The sequence below is a fragment of the Mesorhizobium sp. genome (assembly GCF_004962245.1).
Classification (GTDB): Bacteria; Pseudomonadota; Alphaproteobacteria; order Rhizobiales; family Rhizobiaceae; genus Mesorhizobium.
Window position 1 is genome coordinate 189,345 of record NZ_SUHQ01000008.1, and the last position, 16,170, is coordinate 205,514.

Consider the following 16,170-nt stretch of genomic DNA (forward strand, 5'->3'; position numbering starts at 1 on the left):
AAACTGTTTTGCGTTTTACGAAGATCGCATGATAAAAAGCGAAAAACCTTCGATCTTTCGCACCGAGCGCTCGCCGCTCAAGGTGACGCTGCTGGTGTTTTCCGGATCGTCGATCATGTGCGTGGCCTCGGCGCTCGATCCGCTGCGCGCCGCCAACCGCATTGCCGGCGAGACGCTGTTCGATTTCAGGCTGGTTTCGGTGACCGGCGAAGCGCCAATCACCACATGCGGTTTGCCGGTTGCGGTCAGCGGCCGCTTCGATGCGGCTGAAACCACCGATATGCTTGTCGTCGTCGCCGGTTTCGGCACGCAGAATTATGCCACATCGGCCCTGCTTTCCGGCCTGCGCCGCGCGGCGCGCGCGGCGCGCGCCTGCGGCGGCGTCGAAGCCGGTACCTGGCTGGTCGCCCGCGCCGGCGTGCTGGAAGGGCGCAGCGCGACCACCCACTGGGAGGATATGGAGGATTTCTCGTCGGCCTTTCCCGGCGTCGATGTGCGCCCCGACCGCTACGTCATCGACGGGCCGGTCTTCACCTCCGGCGGCGCCTCGCCGACCTTCGACCTGATGCTGCATCTGATCCGCACGCGGCTCGGCATGGCGGTGGCGCTCGATGTGGCAAGTGTCTTCATCTACGACCAGGCGCGAGCGGCGACCGACGCGCAGCCGCTGGTCTCGCTCGGCCGCCTCGACGGCTACGATCCGCGGCTGGCGCAAGCCATCCGGCTGATGGAATCGCATGTCGACCAACCCTTGACCATCGCCGCGGTGGCCAAGCGGGCCGGGGTGACGGCGCGGACGCTGGAAAGCATCTTTCGCAAGTCGATCGGCGAGACGCCGGGCGCCTACTATCTCAGGCTGCGGCTGGGTGCCGCGCGCCGGCTGGTGGTCGACACGCGCGTGGCCATGGCCGATATTGCCGGGCGAACGGGGTTCTCGTCCGCCGCGGCATTTTCCAGAGCGTTTTCAAGAGCTTTCGGCGAAGCGCCGGTCAGGTTGCGACGAGGGTAGTTCCAGTTACGCGGCGTTCTGGCGATCGCCGGCGCCGTCGATCTGCGAGCGCATCTGTCTCGCAAGATGGGTCTCGAAGCGGCTGGCGACCGCGCGATCCCATTCGTTTGCACTCCGCGCACCATGCTTCGGATGCGGCAGCGCCATCAACCGGTCGATGATCGATCCGGCCTCGCCAGATGAGAGCAGGGCGTCGATTTCGCGTTCATGCTGCATATCGTTTCGCCTCCTTCTTTCTGTTTCCGCCACGAACCACATATACGAGATTCGTGACGGCTGTTTGAAGGCAAGAGCGAGGCGATTGAGGGGCGGCACGAGGCAAAACCTTGTCGTCGGTTCCGCCCTCGCGCAAAGCTGTTCCGGGCCGGCGGGTTGGTCAAGAGGCCCGCCGGTGCGACACCTCAGACATACCGATTGACGATGTTTTCGAGCAGTTCCTGACGGCCGGATCTGGGCTGCGGCTCGATCTTCTTCTTGACGACGCGCTCTGCGATCTCCTCCAGCGTGCGCTTGCCGGCAAGCATCGCCTTGGCCTCGGTCGTCGTCCAGCCGGCATAGCGTTCTGCCAGCGGTCCCGACAGCGCCTTGTCCTCGATCATCCGGGCGGCGGCCTTGAGGCCGCGTGCGCAGCAATCCATGCCGCCGATATGGGCAATCAAGAGATCCTGCGGATCCAGCGATTGACGCCTGAGCTTGGCGTCGAAATTGGTGCCGCCCGTCTTGAAGCCGCCGGCCTGCAGGACCTGGTAGTAGGCCAGCGCCATCTCCGGCACATTGTTGGGGAACTGGTCGGTGTCCCAGCCCGACTGGTAGTCGTTGCGGTTCATGTCGATCGAACCGAAGATGCCGAGCGCATTGGCCAGCGCCAACTCATGCTCGAAAGAATGGCCGGCCAGGATCGCATGGCCCTGCTCGATGTTGACCTTGACCTCCTTCTCCAGCCCGAAGCGTTTCAGGAAACCGTAGACCGTGGCGACGTCATAGTCGTACTGATGCTTGGTCGGCTCCTGCGGCTTCGGCTCGATCAGGATGGTGCCCTTGAAGCCGATGCGGTGCTTGTAGTCGATGACCAGGTTGAGGAAGCGGCCGGCCTGTTCCTGCTCGCGGGCAAGGTCGGTGTTGAGCAGCGTCTCATAGCCTTCGCGGCCGCCCCACAGCACATAGTTCTCGCCCTTCAGCCTCTTGGTCACGTCGATGCAGTGTTTGACCGTCGCTGCCGCATAGGCAAACACATCCGGATCGGGATTGGTGGCAGCACCCGCCATGAAGCGGCGGTGCGAGAACAGGTTGGCCGTGCCCCACAGAAGCTTGACGCCGGTCTGCTTCATCTTCGTTGCAAAGTAATCAGCGATCTCGTCGAGCCGGGCCGCACTTTCGGAGAAGTCTTTTCCTTCCGGCCGCACATCGGCGTCGTGGAAGCAGAAGTAAGGCGCACCCAGCAAGGAGAACATATCGAAGGCGACATCGGCCTTCAGCTTGGCCAGTTCCATCGTGTCAACGCCGCCGGCCTTGGCGAACCAGGGCCGGTCAAAGGTCTGGCCGCCGAACGGATCGCCGCCCGGCCAGGCAAAGGAATGCCAGTAGGCGACGGCAAAGCGCAGATGGTCCTCCAGCCGCTTGCCGGCGACAATTTCATCGGGATTGTAGAACCGGTAGGCCAGCGGATTGGTCGAATCCGGCCCCTCATATTTGATCTTTTGGATGTCGCCGAAAAAGCCGCGGGTCATGATTGTCTGTCCTCTCGCATGGTTCTTTCCTGATTACCTCAGGCGTAATTGGTTTCGCGCTGGCATTGCATGAAAAGGGTCGTGTCAAAGCCACCCAACGAAGGAGACAGATCATGACCGACCTCAACACGATCGCCGAAAACTACATCACCGCCTGGAACGAGAGCGATGCCGCGCGCCGGCAGGCCTCGCTCAAGGCGGCCTTCACCGAGAACGTCAGCTATCGCGATCCGATCATGCAGGGCGACGGCCATGACGGCATCGCCGCACTCATCGATGGCGTGCAGCAGCGTTTTGCCGGCTTCCGGTTTTCGCTGAAGGGCAAGCCGGACGGGTTTGCCGACACGATCCGCTTCTCGTGGAATCTCGGGCCTGAAGGCACCGAGTCCGTCATCGAAGGCACCGACATCGGCGTCATCGAGAACGGCCGCCTGAAAAGCGTCACCGGCTTCCTCGACAAGGTTCCGGCACAGTGAGGCCATCTCGGCAGGCCGCGGCGGGGGTGGGAAACCACTCACGCCGTGGCGCCTCTTATGGCCGGGTAGAGCGCCCGGTAGCGCTGGTAGGCCTCCGCATAGGCATCGCTTAGTGCGGCTACCGGTTCGATCGTGGCGTCGGTGGCCGGCGCCGTGCACACGCTGAGCGGATCGGCACCCGTCGCGGCGATCAGGCCGAGCCTCGCCGCGCCGAAGGCAGCGCCGAAATCGCCGTCGGCGGGAATGTCGACGGGCAGGCCGAGCGCGGTGGCGACGGCCTTCAGCCAGTAGCGCGAGCGCGAGCCGCCGCCGATCGCCGTCACCCGCGTCAGCGTCGTGCCGGCCTTGGCCAGCGCTTCGAGACTGTCGCGGAAGGCGAAAGCCACACCCTCCAGCACAGCCTGGGTCAACGCAGCGCGGCTGGATTCATGCGCGAGCCCGGTGAATGAGCCGCGAATGACGGAATCATTGTAGGGCGTGCGCTCGCCGGAGAGATAGGGCAGGAAGGACACGCCGGTCGGCGCCTTCAGTGTCTCGCCGAGTTCGGCGGTCAGCTCGCCGGCGCCTTTCCCTGATATCTCCGACAGCCAGTTGAGCGAATCGGTTGCCGACAGGATGACGCCCATCTGGTGCCAGGTGTCGGGCAGCGCGTGGCAGAACGTATGCACCGCGCTTTCGGGGTTTGGCAGATAGGATGCATTGGCGGCAAACAGCACGCCGGACGTGCCGAGCGAGACGAAGGCCTGGCCCGCTGCCACCGTGCCCATGCCGCAGGCCGACGCCGCATTGTCGCCGGCTCCACCGGCGATCGGGATGCCGGCGGGAATGCCCCATTTCGAGGCCAGTTCGCTGCGCAAGGCGCCGGCCTTTGCGGTGCCTTCGACCAGCGACGGCATCTGCCTTTCGTCGAGCGACGTGGCAGTGAGCAGATCGGATGACCAGCCCCGCTTGCCGACATCGAGCCAGGACGTACCGGCCGAGTCCGACATTTCCGAAATATGCTCGCCGGAGAGCCAGAGCCGCAGGAAATCCTTCGGCAGCAAGACCTTTGCCACCTTGGCGAAAATATCCGGTTCGTTGTTTTTCACCCAGACGAGCTTTGGCGCGGTGAAGCCGGGAAAGACGATGTTGCCTGTCAGCTTGCGGAAACGCGGATCGGCGTCGAGCGCAGCCGCCTCGGCATGGCTGCGCGTGTCGTTCCACAGAATACAGGGGCGCAGCACCTTGTCGGCGGCGTCAAGCAAAGTGGCGCCATGCATCTGGCCGGACAAGCCGATGCCTTTGACCACGGCAAGTTCTTTCGAATGGGTGGCCTTCAGTTCGGCGATCGCCGTTTCGCAGGCGCGGGTCCAGTCGGCCGGGTTCTGCTCGGACCAGCCGGGATGCGGCCGCGACACGTCGAGCGAAGCATGGCCGGAACCGATGACAGTCTGCCCGGCATCGATCAAAAGCGCCTTGACGCCCGACGTGCCCAGATCGAGGCCGAGATACATATGTTCCTCCCAATGCCATTAATTTTTTCGGATCTCGAAAAAATCTGGCCGGGCCAGTTTTTAAAACAAGATCCGCCTCCGGTCAATTCTCCGACAAATCGGCAGCGCGTCGCGAAAACAGCGCCGACAATGGGCTATCCGGCCGCGCCAGCGCGCGTTCCGCTGCAAGCGCCTTTGCCAGCGCGTGGTCGCCGGAACGCAGTGCGGCCTCGATCAGCGTCAGGTCGATAGCGTCGCGCTGCGCGTGGCTGCCGCCGAAGCGATGGGCGATCGTTCGGATGGGCCGGATCAGGCGTACGGCCTCAGCGTAGTTGCCGTCGCCGAACGCCTTGATGGCGAGCGTCAGGGGGTGGCCGACATCCCGTGTGAAAGCGGCGTTGTCTTCCTTGCCGCGCATGGCCTCGCGCTGTGCTTCGAGCAAGGCGCTGACCGGCGCCTCGAAGCCGGCGCCGACGAAGGCCATCATGGCGTGGGCATCGTTGAAGGCATAGTTGCCGGCGCTGGCCTTGGCCCAGTTGGCGGCGAGTGCCATCCAGCGATCGCGGACATCGATCCCGCTGAGATAGAGCCGCCACAGGATCGCCGAGGCATCGACCATGTTCAGCGCCAATGTCGACTGTTCGCCGTAGACAGGCCCGTCATAGAGCGCCAGCACCTCGTCGATCTCGCCGAGATCGTAGTGGAACAGCGCCAGATGCCACCAATTGTGCACCTTGAGGAAGCTCTCCTGCGTCCACGCTTCGGGATTGGCGCGCATCCAGGCGATGCCGTCCTTTTGCCGGCTCTGCATCTCCATGACGTGAGCGACGGCGTGCTGCGCCCAGCCGTCGCGCGGCTCGATGTCGACCGCCGTGCGGCCAAGCTTCTCGGCGCGCGCATAATCGCCCATTTCCTCCAGCCCGAACGCCTGCATGCCGAGTATGGCGTGATAGCCCGGCATGCCGCTTTGCCAGGACGGCAGCGCGCGGCCGATGCGGTCGCGCAGCATGCGGGCATTGCCGGTGAAGAAATCGATCTGGTGCCCGGTCTGCAGTGCCAGCGCGTCGAGCGGAAACTCGATGGCGATATCCTCGAGCAGGCGGGCGGCTTCGTGCCAGCGCCCTCCGGCGAGATGGCCGAGCGCTGCGACATGGGCCTGCTCGCGCGTCGTGGCGGCAAGCGGCAGCGCCGCCTCGTGGCATGTCCTGGCCACCACTGTTGCTTCACGCTCGGTGGCGAGGCCGAACAGATAGCCCTTGAACACATGCGCCATGACGAAGCCTGGATCCTCGGCGATGGCGCGGTCGATGGAGCCGACCGGATCGCCGATGAAGCACTGCAATTCGCGGACAGCCTGGCTGTAGAGCGAAAACCCGGCTTCCGTCGCACCCGAAAACGTCAGGCCGAATGTGTCCCTGACTGCCATGTCATACCATCAATTGCCCGAACGCATCGCCACCGTGGCGATGCCGGCGCCGACCAGCAGCGTGCCGCCGGTGCGGTTGAAGATCCGGATCGCCTTCGGGTTGCGCACGACGTTGCGCGCCCTTGCGGCGATCAGCGCATAGCCGAAGGCATTGGCGAAAGCGAGCGCCAGGAAGGTCGTTTCGAAGATCAGCATCTGCGTCCAGAAATCCGCGTGCCGGTCGAGGAACTGCGGCAGGAAGGCGACGAAGAAGGTGATGCTTTTCGGGTTGAGCGCGGTGACCAGCCAGGCGTGCGCCATCATCTTGGCCGACGACACCGCGTCCAGGCGCGGCTCGGCCTTGAGCGCGCCGCCGGCGCGAAACAGCTTGATGCCGAGATAGATCAGATAGAAGGCGCCGATCACCTTCAGCACCGTGAACACGGTGGCCGACGCCGCCAGCAGCGCGCCGACGCCCAGCATCGACAGCGTCATCGCCGTGAAGTCGCCAAGCGCCACGCCGACCGCCATCGGCAGCGCGGTGCGCCAGCCCTGGCCGAGCGCATAGGACACGACCAGAAGGATGGTCGGGCCGGGAATGACAAGAAGGATCGTCGAGGCGGCGGCAAAGGCGGCCCAGTTTTCGAAGGACATGGTCGTCTCCTTGAGCTCAAAGAAGAGGATAAATCCTTCGCTTCGCGGAGATGTAAAGAGGCAATATCGAAAATGCGCGCGGTTAACACTACGGCGCCGCGAGTCATGCGCCGCGACAGCTCTTCACGCTTTTTCAACCATGATTGGTGAAAATGCCATCCATCCGGCCGGACCGTGTTTCCCGCCGACAGCGTAGGGTTTGGGTAGATGCGTGAGTTGCCGAAAAGTCTTACGTCGCCATCCAATGGCGACGCCATCGACGTCGAAATTTCCGAAAACCAGCTTTCCCGCCGCGCGGTGTTGTCCGGCGCCGGTGCGCTGGCGCTGCTTGGCGTCGCCGGCTGCAGCCAGACGCTCGACCTTTCGGCGCTGCAGCTCGACGGCGACACCACCGGCTCGATAAGGCCCGTCCGCCCGAGCATCAGCGTCGACAGGAACATAACCAGCCCAGGCGTCATGTACGCCTCCGTCACCGACGGCGGCTTCACCCTGCCGGAAGTGCCCTATCTCAAGATCAAGCCGGAGTTCCGCCGCCAGATCGTCGTCGATCCGACAGGCGAGCAGCCCGGCACCATCGTCGTCCATTCGCAGGAGCGTCTGCTCTATCTGGTACAACCCGGCGGTGACGCGATCCGCTACGGCGTCGGCATCGGCAAGGAAGGCTTCCGCTGGTCCGGCCGCGCCAACATCCAGTACGGCAAGGAATGGCCGACCTGGACGCCGCCGGCCGAGATGATCGCCCGCAAGCCGGAACTGGTGAAGTGGCAAGGCGGGCAACCCGGCGGCCTCGAAAATCCGCTCGGCGCGCGCGCGCTTTACATCTACCAGAACGGTCAGGACACCGGCTACCGCATCCACGGCTCGCCCGAATGGTGGAGCATCGGCCAGGCGATGTCGTCGGGCTGCGTGCGCCTGATCAACCAGGACATCATCGACCTCTACAGCCGCGTCTCGAAGAGAAACCCGATCGTCGTCGTCTGACGCTACGGGCGTTCAACGATCGACTCTCCCGTTGCGCGATGGCGCAAGACAGGCGAATGTGCCTGCAATTCCACAGCTCGGGAGACGTGAAGCATGTCCGGAACTTTTGTGATCGCGCAAGGCGGCGGCCCGACCGCCGTCATCAACCAGACGATGGTGGGCGCCGCACTCGAGATCCGCAAGCGGTATCCCGGCGCCAAGGTCCTGGGCTCCATCCACGGCGTGCGCGGCATTCGTGACGGCAACTATGTCGATCTTTCCGCCATAGCCGAGGATCGGCTGCGGCTGATCGGGGCAACGCCGAGTGCTGCCCTTGGCTCGACGCGCGACAAGCCGGATGCCGCCTATTGCGAGGTCATCCTCAACGGGCTGAAGAAGGCCGGCGCCGACGCCTTCATCTACATTGGCGGCAACGACACCTCGGGCACGCAGCAGATCCTGACCGACGCCGCAGGCGGCAAGATGGCTTTCGTCCATGCGCCGAAAACCATCGACAACGACCTCGAGGAGAACGACCACACGCCCGGCTTCATTTCGGCGGCCGAGTTCGTCGCCGGCGCCTTTCTCTCGGTCGACCTCGATTTCCGCGCTCTGCCCGGCATCTATGTCGGCATCGTCATGGGGCGGCATGCCGGGTTCCTCACCGCCGCCGCCGCTGCATGGCAGCTTGACCCCGACAGCGGGCCGCATCTCGTCTATGTGCCGGAACGTCCGTTCTCGGCCGCGGCCTTCATCGACGACGTGCGCGACACGCTCGACCGTCACAAGCGCTGCATCGTCGCCGTGTCCGAAGGCGTCAGCACCGCCGACGGCAAGGCGCTGGTCGAAAGTCTTGTCCCGCCGGAGAAACTGGAGCGCGATGCACATGGCAACGTCAAGCTGTCGGGCAGCGACCTGCCGGCCGCCCTCGAGCGCGCGCTGGCCGAAGGGTTGCCGGGCAAGCGGGCACGCGTCGACGCCCTCGGCTACATGCCGCGCGGCTATGTCGGCGCCATCAACGCCGTCGATGCGCAGGAAGCCTTCGATGCCGGCGTCTTTGCGGTCGCTGTCGCCGAACAAGGCGGCGGCTCGGTGGCGCTGCAATATGACGGCAAGAAAACCGTGCTGAAGAAGGTGCCGCTGCAAAACGTCGCCGGCAAGACCCGTCACATGCCCGACGATTTCATGCTGCCGGACGTCAACCAGCTCTCGGATGCGGGAATGGCCTATCTGAAGCGGCTGGTCCCCGAAAAATACAAGGTCGGGAAGCCGTTCGTCTGATGCCGGCTCTCTCCTGATGCCGGCGCTCTTCTGATGCTTGACTGGTTCAGCAAGACCGTCATCGACGCTGATACGACGATGCTGACCGAGCCGTTCGTGCATGATTTCGTGCGGGCCAACATCTGGCATCTGCGCGGCCGCGACGTCGATCTGCTTGTCGACACCGGCATGGGCATCCGCCCGCTGGCGTCCGAGATCGACACGCCGGCCGGCAAGCCTCTGCTCGTCGTCGCCACCCACATCCATCTCGACCATGTCGGCTCGCTGCACGAATTCCCGCTGCGGGCGGGGCCGAGGCACAGCGCCGCGCAATTCGACAGCATGGATGAAGCGGTCACCTACGCCTACATGTTCCACGATCTCGACGGCGCCGTCTCGAAGCTGCCGGCGCCGGGCTGGAAAGCGGCCGATTACAGAATTCCGCCGGCGCCGCTGACGCGGACGCTTGACGAGGGCGATCTGGTCGATCTCGGCGACCGGCAATTCCGCGTGCTGCATCTGCCTGGCCATTCGCCCGATTCGATTGCGCTGTTCGATGAGGCCGACGGCCTGTTCTTCGCCGGCGACGCCATCTACGACGCCATGCTGATCGACGACCTGCCGGATTCCGACCGCGCCGCCTATCGGCGGACGATGCAGCGGCTGCTCGACCTGCCGATCCGCATCGGTCATGGCGGCCACGGACCGAGCTTCGACGCCAGGCGGATGCGCGAAATCGCCACCGGCTATCTCAGGCGGACTGACGGGATCGGCGCATAGGAGGCTTCGGCAGGACTGAGGGGGAAGGATCGCGGCCTCATTCCAGCTTGGGTTTCTCTCACCCACGAAACGTGGGGGAGAGGTGGCTCGGCGAAGCCGAGCGGCGCCAACCTGAAGCGATTGCCTAAGGCATAGCATAATGTTCTTGCTTTGTGACGGCAGTTATGATAGGAATTTATTCACAGTGCTGATCTGCGCCAGCGACCCGCCGCCGAGGCGGTTTTTTTGTTTCCGGGTTTCGGCGCCATCCCGGCAGGCGGTTGCCGGGCCGGAAATTAAATCTTCGTAACATTAACTGGAAACCCCAATCGGCGCCCTAGATGCGGGGGCTGTCGATCCGGTCGGCTGCCGTGCCAGGCGAGACAGGCAAGACGACCCTCGACACGCCGAATGGGTGATTCCGGTGACGGAACGCCCCGGCGACGGACCAATTTCTCGCCGGGACAACGACCATGTCACCCATCCACATCCTTCGCAGACATCGCGTCGCCGCCTTGCTGGGCGCCGCACTGATCGTCAGCCCTTTCGTCGTGCCCCTCGCTCCCAGGCTGAATGACGCTTTGGCGGCAACGGTGACTCCTCCCGTCACCGGCATGACGGTGCCCAATGGATCGCTCGCCCCGATCGTGGCGGCCGACAAACCGGCAGTGGTGACGATCACCACCGTCATGAACGCACAGTCGGAGACCATGAGCGACGCTGCTCCGTTCAGCGGCAACTCGCCCTTCGACGACTACTTCCGCCAGTTCTTCGGCGACCAGGGACTGCCCGGCTCCAGGACGCCGCCGCAGCAGCAGGCACCTCGCGCCGAGGCGCTCGGTTCCGGCTTCATCGTCGCCACCGACGGCACCATCGTCACCAACAATCACGTCATCGACGGCGCAACGTCGATCAAGGTGACGCTCGACGACGGCGCCGAACTTCCCGCCAAGCTGGTCAGCCGCGACGCCAAGAACGACCTTGCCGTCCTCAAGGTCAAATCCGACAAGACTTTGCCGACCGTCAAATGGGGCGATTCCGACAAGCTCATGCCGGGCGACCAGGTGCTCGCTTTCGGCAACCCGTTCGGCCTCGGCACCACGGTTACATCGGGCATCGTCTCGGCGCGCGGCCGCGATCTGCACAGCGGGCCGTTCGACGATTTCATTCAGATCGACGCGCCGATCAACCACGGTAATTCCGGCGGCCCGCTGATGGATGTGAGCGGCAATGTCGTCGGCATCAACACGGCGATCTTTTCGCCGAATGGCGGCAGTGTCGGCGTTGGCTTCGCCATCCCGTCGGACCAGGCGCAAAAGGTGGTCGCCAAGCTGATGAAGGGCGGCTCGATCCAATACGGCTATCTCGGTGTCCAGATCCAGCCGGTGACGCCGGATGTGGCAAGCGCCGTCGGCCTCGACCAACCCAGCGGTGCGCTGGTTTCCGAAGTCACCGACGGCTCGCCCGCGGCAGAAGCCGGGATCGAGACCGGCGACGTCGTCACCAGCTTCGCCGGTCAGCAGATAAAGGACCCCAAGGACCTGTCGCGTGCCGTCGCCGACGTGTCGCCCGGCGCCACGAAAACGCTCGATGTCTGGCGCAAAGGGAAAAATGTCGAAGTCTCCGTCGCTGTCGGCCGCAATGGCGACGATGTGCAGACGGCATCGGGGAGCGGCGACCGAGAGGCACCGTCCGCACAGCAGGGCCTTCGTGCTCCCGCGATCGGCCTCGGGCTGATGGACGTCACCCCGGATGCCCGACAGGCGATGAACCTGGCGGTCAACCAGCGCGGCGCGCTGGTCGAGAGCGTCGATCCTGACAAGGCGGCTTCGGCTTCCGGGATCCAGCCCGGCGACATCATCGTCGCCGTCAATCAGGCGCCGGTCAGGAACGCCAGGCAGGCGGACCAGGCGATCGCGCAGGCCGGGAAGTCCGGCAAGAGGTCCGTGCTCCTGCTCGTCGAACGCGGCGACGCGCAGATGTTCGTCGCCGTGCCCTTCGCCAAGGGCTGAGGCGGGCGCTTTGCCGTGCCGGTCTCTGCCAAGATTCTGGTTGCCCGTGAAGGCGTCTTCGAGAAGACTGGCAACGGTCGATTGGACCTTGCGCAAAATGGATTGTCTCGATGGTCACCCGCGGCTTTTTTTCAGGACGAAGGCCCCCGACGGATGCGGATGCGCGCATCCCGCCGGGGCAGTATCTCGAGCAAGGGTTCCCGGTGCTGTCGGCTGGGCCGACGCCGCGGGTGCGCACCGAGGACTGGTCGTTCACGCTCAAGCACGGACCGCGGCCGATCAAGAAGTGGAACTGGACAGAGTTCAACGCGCTGCCTCTGACCAAGATGACCCGCGACATCCATTGCGTGACCGCATGGACCAAGTTCGACACGGCGTGGCAGGGCGTGCTGGTCGACGACATTCTTGCCGATGCCGGCATCGAGCCGCCGACCGCCTTCACGCTGGCGCTGTCTTTCGACGGCTACACCACCAATGTGCCGACGAAGGATATCACCGCCGGGAAGGCGATGGTGGCGCTGCTTTACGAGGGCAAGCCGATCACATCCGACCATGGCGGCCCGGCACGGCTGCTGGTTCCGCATCTCTATTTCTGGAAGTCGGCCAAATGGCTGAACGGGCTGCAGTTCACCGAGCGCGACGAGCCGGGCTTCTGGGAACTGCGCGGCTATCATATCTATGGCGACCCGTGGCGCGAGCAGCGCTATACGGGCGATCCATGAGCGACGGGCCGGCGGCGCAGTCGCCCTGGCAGACAGTCACCATCACCGGCATCGAAAAGCGCACGCCGCGCGTCACCAGCTTTTTCCTCCAGCCGTCGCGGCCCTTCGCCTATCGTGCCGGGCAGCATGTCGATGTCAGGCTGACGGCGCCGGACGGTTATCAGGCGCGCCGCTCCTACTCCATCGCCTCGGCGCCGGAATCGGGCGAGACGATCGAACTGGCGATCGAAAGGCTCGACGACGGCGAGGTTTCGCCGTTCTTTCACGAGGTGGCAGCGGTCGGCGACGAGGTCGAACTGCGCGGCCCGCTCGGCGGCCATTTCGTCTGGTCCGACAGCGACGGCGGCCCGCTTCTGCTGGTCGGCGGCGGGTCGGGCGTGGTGCCGCTGATGGCGATGATCCGCCATCGTGCCGCGCGCAAATCGGCGGTGCCCGCGGCGTTGGTGTTTTCCGCACGGATCTGGGACGAGGTGATCTTTCGCGACGAGCTGATCGGCCTCCACGATCGCCGGGACGGCTTCGATCTGGTGCTGACGCTGACGCGCGAGGCCGCCCGGCGCCCGGCGGACTACTCGCGGCGGGTCGATGCCGCGATGATGGTGCAATCGATGGCGCGGCTGCCCGCGCCGCCAAGGCACGCCTTTGTCTGTGGCTCGAATGCCTTCGTGTCGGTCGCCGCCCAGGCGCTGATCGATGCCGGCGTTCCGGCTGGCTTCATCCGCACCGAACGCTACGGGGTCTGAGCGCTGCTGCCCAGCTTGTCGCCTCAGGCTTCGACCTCGATCGCCGTCAGCGGCTTCGAACAGCAGGCGAGGATGAAGCCGTCGTCGATCTCGTGATCGAGGATACCGCCATTGTGGCTCATCTCGACCTTGCCCGAGACCTTTTTCACCTTGCAGGTTCCACACAGGCCGAACTCGCATGCCGCTGGGATGCGCACGCCAGAAGCGCGTGCCGTCTGCAGCACGGTCTGGCCGGCAACGCAGTCGGCATCGACATCCGAAAGCGAGAATCGGATCGGCGTGGCGGCTTCGGCAGGGACCTCGACCCCGCCTTCCGCCGGCGACGCGAACGGGGCCGGTATTTCCTCCACCGCCGGTGCCGCAAAGCTTTCCTGATGGTAGTTGGCCATGTCGAAGCCGGCGGCCTCCAGCATCTGCCGCACCGCGCGCATGAACGGGTCGGGACCGCAGCAGAAGATTTCGCGCTCGCGAAAATCGGGCGCCAGCAGCGGCAGCCGGATCGCGTCGATCCGGCCCATATGGCCGAACCAGCCCTCGCGGCTGGAGCGCTCCTCGATCATGAAGCCGAGCGTCAGACCCGGCATGCGGCTGCCGAGCAGTTCGAGCTCCTTGCGGAAGATGATCTCCTCGGGCTTTCGTGCGCAATTGACGAAACCGACATCGGTCCATGGCGCGCAGTCGTTCAGCCAGCGCAGCATCGACATCATCGGCGTCACGCCGGAGCCGGCCGAAATGAACAGATACTTGGCCGCGGGGTGGCTGTGCAGCGAAAAGTCGCCTGCCGGCCCATAGGCCTTCACGTGAACGCCGGGCTTCAGATTGTCGAACATCCAGCGCGTGCCGACGCTGCCGGCCTGCGCCTTCACCGTCACCGCGATCGAGAACGGCCGCGACGGCGAGGACGACAGCGTATAGGTCCGCATCAGCAGGCCCTCGGTGGTCGGCAGTTCCAGCGTCACGAACTGCCCTGGCTTGTAGCGGAACCAGGTCTGGTTGTCGGAGCGGAAGGTGAAGGTCTTCACCTCCGGCGCCTCGTCGCTGACGCCGATCACTTCCAGCACCTGGAGCCTGTCGTTCCAGGGCGCCATCTCGTCGAGATGGCGGTAGAGCCCGAGGTCCGTCATCGCATTCATCCCTCGGATCTCAGGCGACGCTGCGCAACGCCGGCCGGCCGTCCTCGGCCAGGCGCGGCCCGATGAAGGACGCGTACCATTCGACGAACTGGATGACGCCGCCCTCGTGCAGCTCCGAATAGGGGCCGGGCTCATAGGCCGGCGACAGGATGCCGAAGGCGTTTTCCTCGACGATGCGGCGGTCCTGGTCGTTGGTCTCGGTCCAGACATGGGTGAGTTCGGCGAGGTCGTAGTCGACGCCTTCCACCGCATCCTTGTGAACGAGCCATTTGGTGGTGACGGCAGTTTCGGTGGCGCTGATCGGCAGCACGCGAAAGGTGACGGCATGATCGCCGAGGATATGGTTCCAGGTCGTCGGATAGTGGTAGAGCAGCAACGAGCCGATGCGGTCTGTCGAAACGCTGTCGGAAAGGTTCTTCTTCACCGCGCGCCGTCCCGTCATCGTATAGCTGACGGCGTCGCGCAGCAGCGGCGCGCGGGTGGCGCGATACTGCCCGGCCGGATCGATGCGGAACTTGCTCGGCAAGCCCGCCGCCTCACATTTCGCCCAGTGCGCGAGCATCTCCGGGTCGCTGTCGGCGCCTTGCACGCCGGTCACGGTCGGTGCTTCCGGGAATGTCTTGCACAGTTCCGGATGGTTGCCGGCGCAATGGTAGCACTCGCGGTTGTTCTCCCAGACGAGCTTCCAGTTGCCCTTCTCGACGATGGTCGATTCGAAGGCGACCTTTGCCTCGCGCAGCCGGTGCGGCAGGAGGTAAGGCTCGACCATCGCGCGCATCGGCGCGAAATCCGCGGGCTCCTTGGCCAGGCAGATGAAGATGTAACCGCCGACGCTTTCGCAGGCGACCGGCTTCAGGTTGAACTGGCTCTTGTCGAAACCATCCGCCATCTGCCTTGCGAACAAAAGCCGGCCGTCCAACTCGTAGGTCCACTGGTGATAAGGGCACACGAGCTTCGCCGCCGTGCCCTTGTCGGCGTTGCAGACCCGGCTGCCGCGATGGCGGCAGGAATTGTGGAAAGCGTTGATCTTGCCGTGGTGGTCGCGGACCAGCACGACCGGATAGTCGCCGATCTGGACGGTGATGTAGCTGCCCGGCTTCGGCAACTCGCAATCGTGGCCGATGAACAGCCAGTCGCGATACCAGATCAGCTCCATGTCGAGCTTGAAGAAATCGGCATCGGTGTAGAAGGGCTGTTCCAGCGAATAGCCTTGCCTGCGGCCGTGCAGGAGCCTCAGCATGTCGTTGCGCGCATCCATGTCCTGTCCTCATACTCGTCGCATCGGCCCGAAAATCGGAATCGATTTTCGGAAAGCACGATGCGCAGATTCAAAGTCTTGGAGCGTACTCTGTGCGTCCAAGTGGACGCACGTCGCTCCAAGGACTGAACTGGTGGTGATGGAGGAAGGATCGGCTGCACGCCGGCGATACGGCCGGGCATGCACTATCCGCCTCTTGACCGCCCACCGCGATCAGTCGAGTCTAGAATCTCGGGCTGGTTTCCGGGCTCTGGAGTGTCCTTGCGGACTCATCGCGACACCTTCCCAGGCTTGTGGCCCAGTGGTCTCCCGTTGCGACTTGAACTCCACCACCGTTGCGGGGGCAGCGCCGGGTTCTGACCGGCTTCCCAATTCTCCGCTTGGTCGTCACCAGGCGGCACCTGAGTTGGCGTGATCTAACCATGACCGCCGGCCGACTGTCGGCATGAAAGCGACATCGTATCCATGTGGCGCGACACGGCCACGAATCCTGTTGGACCGGAAAGAACGCGGGGTGAAATCGCCCATCGCCGAGCATTGCCGGCCCGAAAGCATGGCCGGATTTGGCCCATTATCGGGG

15 protein-coding genes and 1 riboswitch are annotated in these 16,170 nt (G+C 64.5%); of the genes, 8 read left to right on the plus strand and 7 right to left on the minus strand.

The window, feature by feature from the left end; translation table 11 throughout:
* Nucleotides 1–28 precede the first annotated feature (28 nt).
* Nucleotides 29–1,009, plus strand: a complete 981-nt coding sequence (locus tag E5X88_RS11285) for a GlxA family transcriptional regulator (RefSeq protein WP_292161310.1) — start codon at nt 29–31, stop codon at nt 1,007–1,009.
* Nucleotides 1,010–1,015: 6 nt separating this feature from the next.
* Here E5X88_RS11285 and E5X88_RS11290 read toward each other — a convergent pair whose 3' ends face one another.
* Together E5X88_RS11290 and xylA are read right to left on the minus strand one after the other, a co-directional pair.
* Nucleotides 1,016–1,225 carry a hypothetical protein gene (locus E5X88_RS11290; protein ID WP_292161311.1) on the minus strand — a complete coding sequence of 70 codons (210 nt, stop codon included), beginning with the start codon at nt 1,223–1,225 and terminating at the stop codon, nt 1,016–1,018.
* Nucleotides 1,226–1,410: 185 nt separating this feature from the next.
* The gene (gene xylA / locus E5X88_RS11295; protein WP_292161312.1) at nt 1,411–2,736 is read right to left on the minus strand and encodes a xylose isomerase; all 1,326 of its coding nucleotides are present in this window, start codon (nt 2,734–2,736) and stop codon (nt 1,411–1,413) included.
* A 113-nt stretch (nt 2,737–2,849) separates the two neighbouring features.
* Here xylA and E5X88_RS11300 point away from each other — a divergent pair, with 113 nt between their 5' ends.
* A complete protein-coding gene (locus E5X88_RS11300; protein ID WP_292161313.1) occupies nt 2,850–3,212 on the plus strand; it encodes a nuclear transport factor 2 family protein in 363 nt (120 codons plus the stop codon).
* Nucleotides 3,213–3,250: 38 nt separating this feature from the next.
* On the opposite strand, the gene xylB is transcribed toward E5X88_RS11300, so the two are convergent.
* The 3 genes from xylB to E5X88_RS11315 form a co-directional block, all read right to left on the minus strand.
* Complete coding sequence (gene xylB / locus E5X88_RS11305; RefSeq protein WP_292161314.1) at nt 3,251–4,705, minus strand: xylulokinase; 1,455 nt, start codon at nt 4,703–4,705, stop codon at nt 3,251–3,253.
* An 82-nt stretch (nt 4,706–4,787) separates the two neighbouring features.
* Nucleotides 4,788–6,110 (minus strand): tetratricopeptide repeat protein, encoded by a 1,323-nt coding sequence (locus E5X88_RS11310; protein WP_292161315.1) that lies wholly within the window; start codon nt 6,108–6,110, stop codon nt 4,788–4,790.
* A 9-nt stretch (nt 6,111–6,119) separates the two neighbouring features.
* Nucleotides 6,120–6,743 (minus strand): LysE family translocator, encoded by a 624-nt coding sequence (locus tag E5X88_RS11315; RefSeq protein WP_292161316.1) that lies wholly within the window; start codon nt 6,741–6,743, stop codon nt 6,120–6,122.
* 207 nt (nt 6,744–6,950) lie between these two features.
* On the opposite strand from E5X88_RS11315, the gene E5X88_RS11320 reads away from it, so the two are divergent.
* The 6 genes from E5X88_RS11320 (at nt 6,951) to E5X88_RS11345 (ending at nt 13,199) form a co-directional block, all read left to right on the plus strand.
* Nucleotides 6,951–7,724, plus strand: coding sequence for a L,D-transpeptidase (locus E5X88_RS11320; RefSeq protein WP_292161317.1), 774 nt, complete (start codon nt 6,951–6,953; stop codon nt 7,722–7,724).
* Between the two features lie 93 nt (nt 7,725–7,817).
* A complete protein-coding gene (locus E5X88_RS11325; protein ID WP_292161318.1) occupies nt 7,818–8,984 on the plus strand; it encodes a diphosphate--fructose-6-phosphate 1-phosphotransferase in 1,167 nt (388 codons plus the stop codon).
* Between the two features lie 33 nt (nt 8,985–9,017).
* Entirely contained in the window at nt 9,018–9,743 is a 726-nt protein-coding gene (locus E5X88_RS11330; protein WP_292161319.1) for an MBL fold metallo-hydrolase, read from the plus strand.
* A gap of 452 nt (nt 9,744–10,195) precedes the next feature.
* Nucleotides 10,196–11,734 (plus strand): DegQ family serine endoprotease, encoded by a 1,539-nt coding sequence (locus E5X88_RS11335; RefSeq protein ID WP_292161320.1) that lies wholly within the window; start codon nt 10,196–10,198, stop codon nt 11,732–11,734.
* A gap of 110 nt (nt 11,735–11,844) precedes the next feature.
* Complete coding sequence (locus E5X88_RS11340) at nt 11,845–12,456, plus strand: molybdopterin-dependent oxidoreductase (protein ID WP_292161321.1); 612 nt, start codon at nt 11,845–11,847, stop codon at nt 12,454–12,456.
* Nucleotides 12,453–13,199 carry an FAD-binding oxidoreductase gene (locus E5X88_RS11345; protein WP_292161322.1) on the plus strand — a complete coding sequence of 249 codons (747 nt, stop codon included), beginning with the start codon at nt 12,453–12,455 and terminating at the stop codon, nt 13,197–13,199. Before E5X88_RS11340 ends, E5X88_RS11345 begins: the two co-directional genes overlap by 4 nt.
* 23 nt (nt 13,200–13,222) lie before the next feature.
* Here the strand turns inward: E5X88_RS11345 and E5X88_RS11350 are convergent, their stop codons facing one another.
* Entirely contained in the window at nt 13,223–14,323 is a 1,101-nt protein-coding gene (locus tag E5X88_RS11350; protein WP_292161323.1) for a hybrid-cluster NAD(P)-dependent oxidoreductase, read from the minus strand.
* 19 nt (nt 14,324–14,342) lie between these two features.
* Nucleotides 14,343–15,590 carry an aromatic ring-hydroxylating dioxygenase subunit alpha gene (locus E5X88_RS11355; protein WP_292161324.1) on the minus strand — a complete coding sequence of 416 codons (1,248 nt, stop codon included), beginning with the start codon at nt 15,588–15,590 and terminating at the stop codon, nt 14,343–14,345.
* Between the two features lie 216 nt (nt 15,591–15,806).
* Nucleotides 15,807–16,010, minus strand: a riboswitch (cobalamin riboswitch).
* Nucleotides 16,011–16,170 lie beyond the last annotated feature (160 nt).

Bases quoted from the DNA above. Each gene is read 5' to 3' on its own strand.
- E5X88_RS11285 (WP_292161310.1), top strand. From the start codon at position 29: ATGATAAAAAGCGAAAAACCTTCGATCTTTCGCACCGAGCGCTCGCCG.
- E5X88_RS11290 (WP_292161311.1), bottom strand. From the start codon at position 1,225: ATGCAGCATGAACGCGAAATCGACGCCCTGCTCTCATCTGGCGAGGCC.
- xylA (WP_292161312.1), bottom strand. From the start codon at position 2,736: ATGACCCGCGGCTTTTTCGGCGACATCCAAAAGATCAAATATGAGGGG.
- E5X88_RS11300 (WP_292161313.1), top strand. From the start codon at position 2,850: ATGACCGACCTCAACACGATCGCCGAAAACTACATCACCGCCTGGAAC.
- xylB (WP_292161314.1), bottom strand. From the start codon at position 4,705: ATGTATCTCGGCCTCGATCTGGGCACGTCGGGCGTCAAGGCGCTTTTG.
- E5X88_RS11310 (WP_292161315.1), bottom strand. From the start codon at position 6,110: ATGGCAGTCAGGGACACATTCGGCCTGACGTTTTCGGGTGCGACGGAA.
- E5X88_RS11315 (WP_292161316.1), bottom strand. From the start codon at position 6,743: ATGTCCTTCGAAAACTGGGCCGCCTTTGCCGCCGCCTCGACGATCCTT.
- E5X88_RS11320 (WP_292161317.1), top strand. From the start codon at position 6,951: ATGCGTGAGTTGCCGAAAAGTCTTACGTCGCCATCCAATGGCGACGCC.
- E5X88_RS11325 (WP_292161318.1), top strand. From the start codon at position 7,818: ATGTCCGGAACTTTTGTGATCGCGCAAGGCGGCGGCCCGACCGCCGTC.
- E5X88_RS11330 (WP_292161319.1), top strand. From the start codon at position 9,018: ATGCTTGACTGGTTCAGCAAGACCGTCATCGACGCTGATACGACGATG.
- E5X88_RS11335 (WP_292161320.1), top strand. From the start codon at position 10,196: ATGTCACCCATCCACATCCTTCGCAGACATCGCGTCGCCGCCTTGCTG.
- E5X88_RS11340 (WP_292161321.1), top strand. From the start codon at position 11,845: ATGGTCACCCGCGGCTTTTTTTCAGGACGAAGGCCCCCGACGGATGCG.
- E5X88_RS11345 (WP_292161322.1), top strand. From the start codon at position 12,453: ATGAGCGACGGGCCGGCGGCGCAGTCGCCCTGGCAGACAGTCACCATC.
- E5X88_RS11350 (WP_292161323.1), bottom strand. From the start codon at position 14,323: ATGACGGACCTCGGGCTCTACCGCCATCTCGACGAGATGGCGCCCTGG.
- E5X88_RS11355 (WP_292161324.1), bottom strand. From the start codon at position 15,590: ATGGATGCGCGCAACGACATGCTGAGGCTCCTGCACGGCCGCAGGCAA.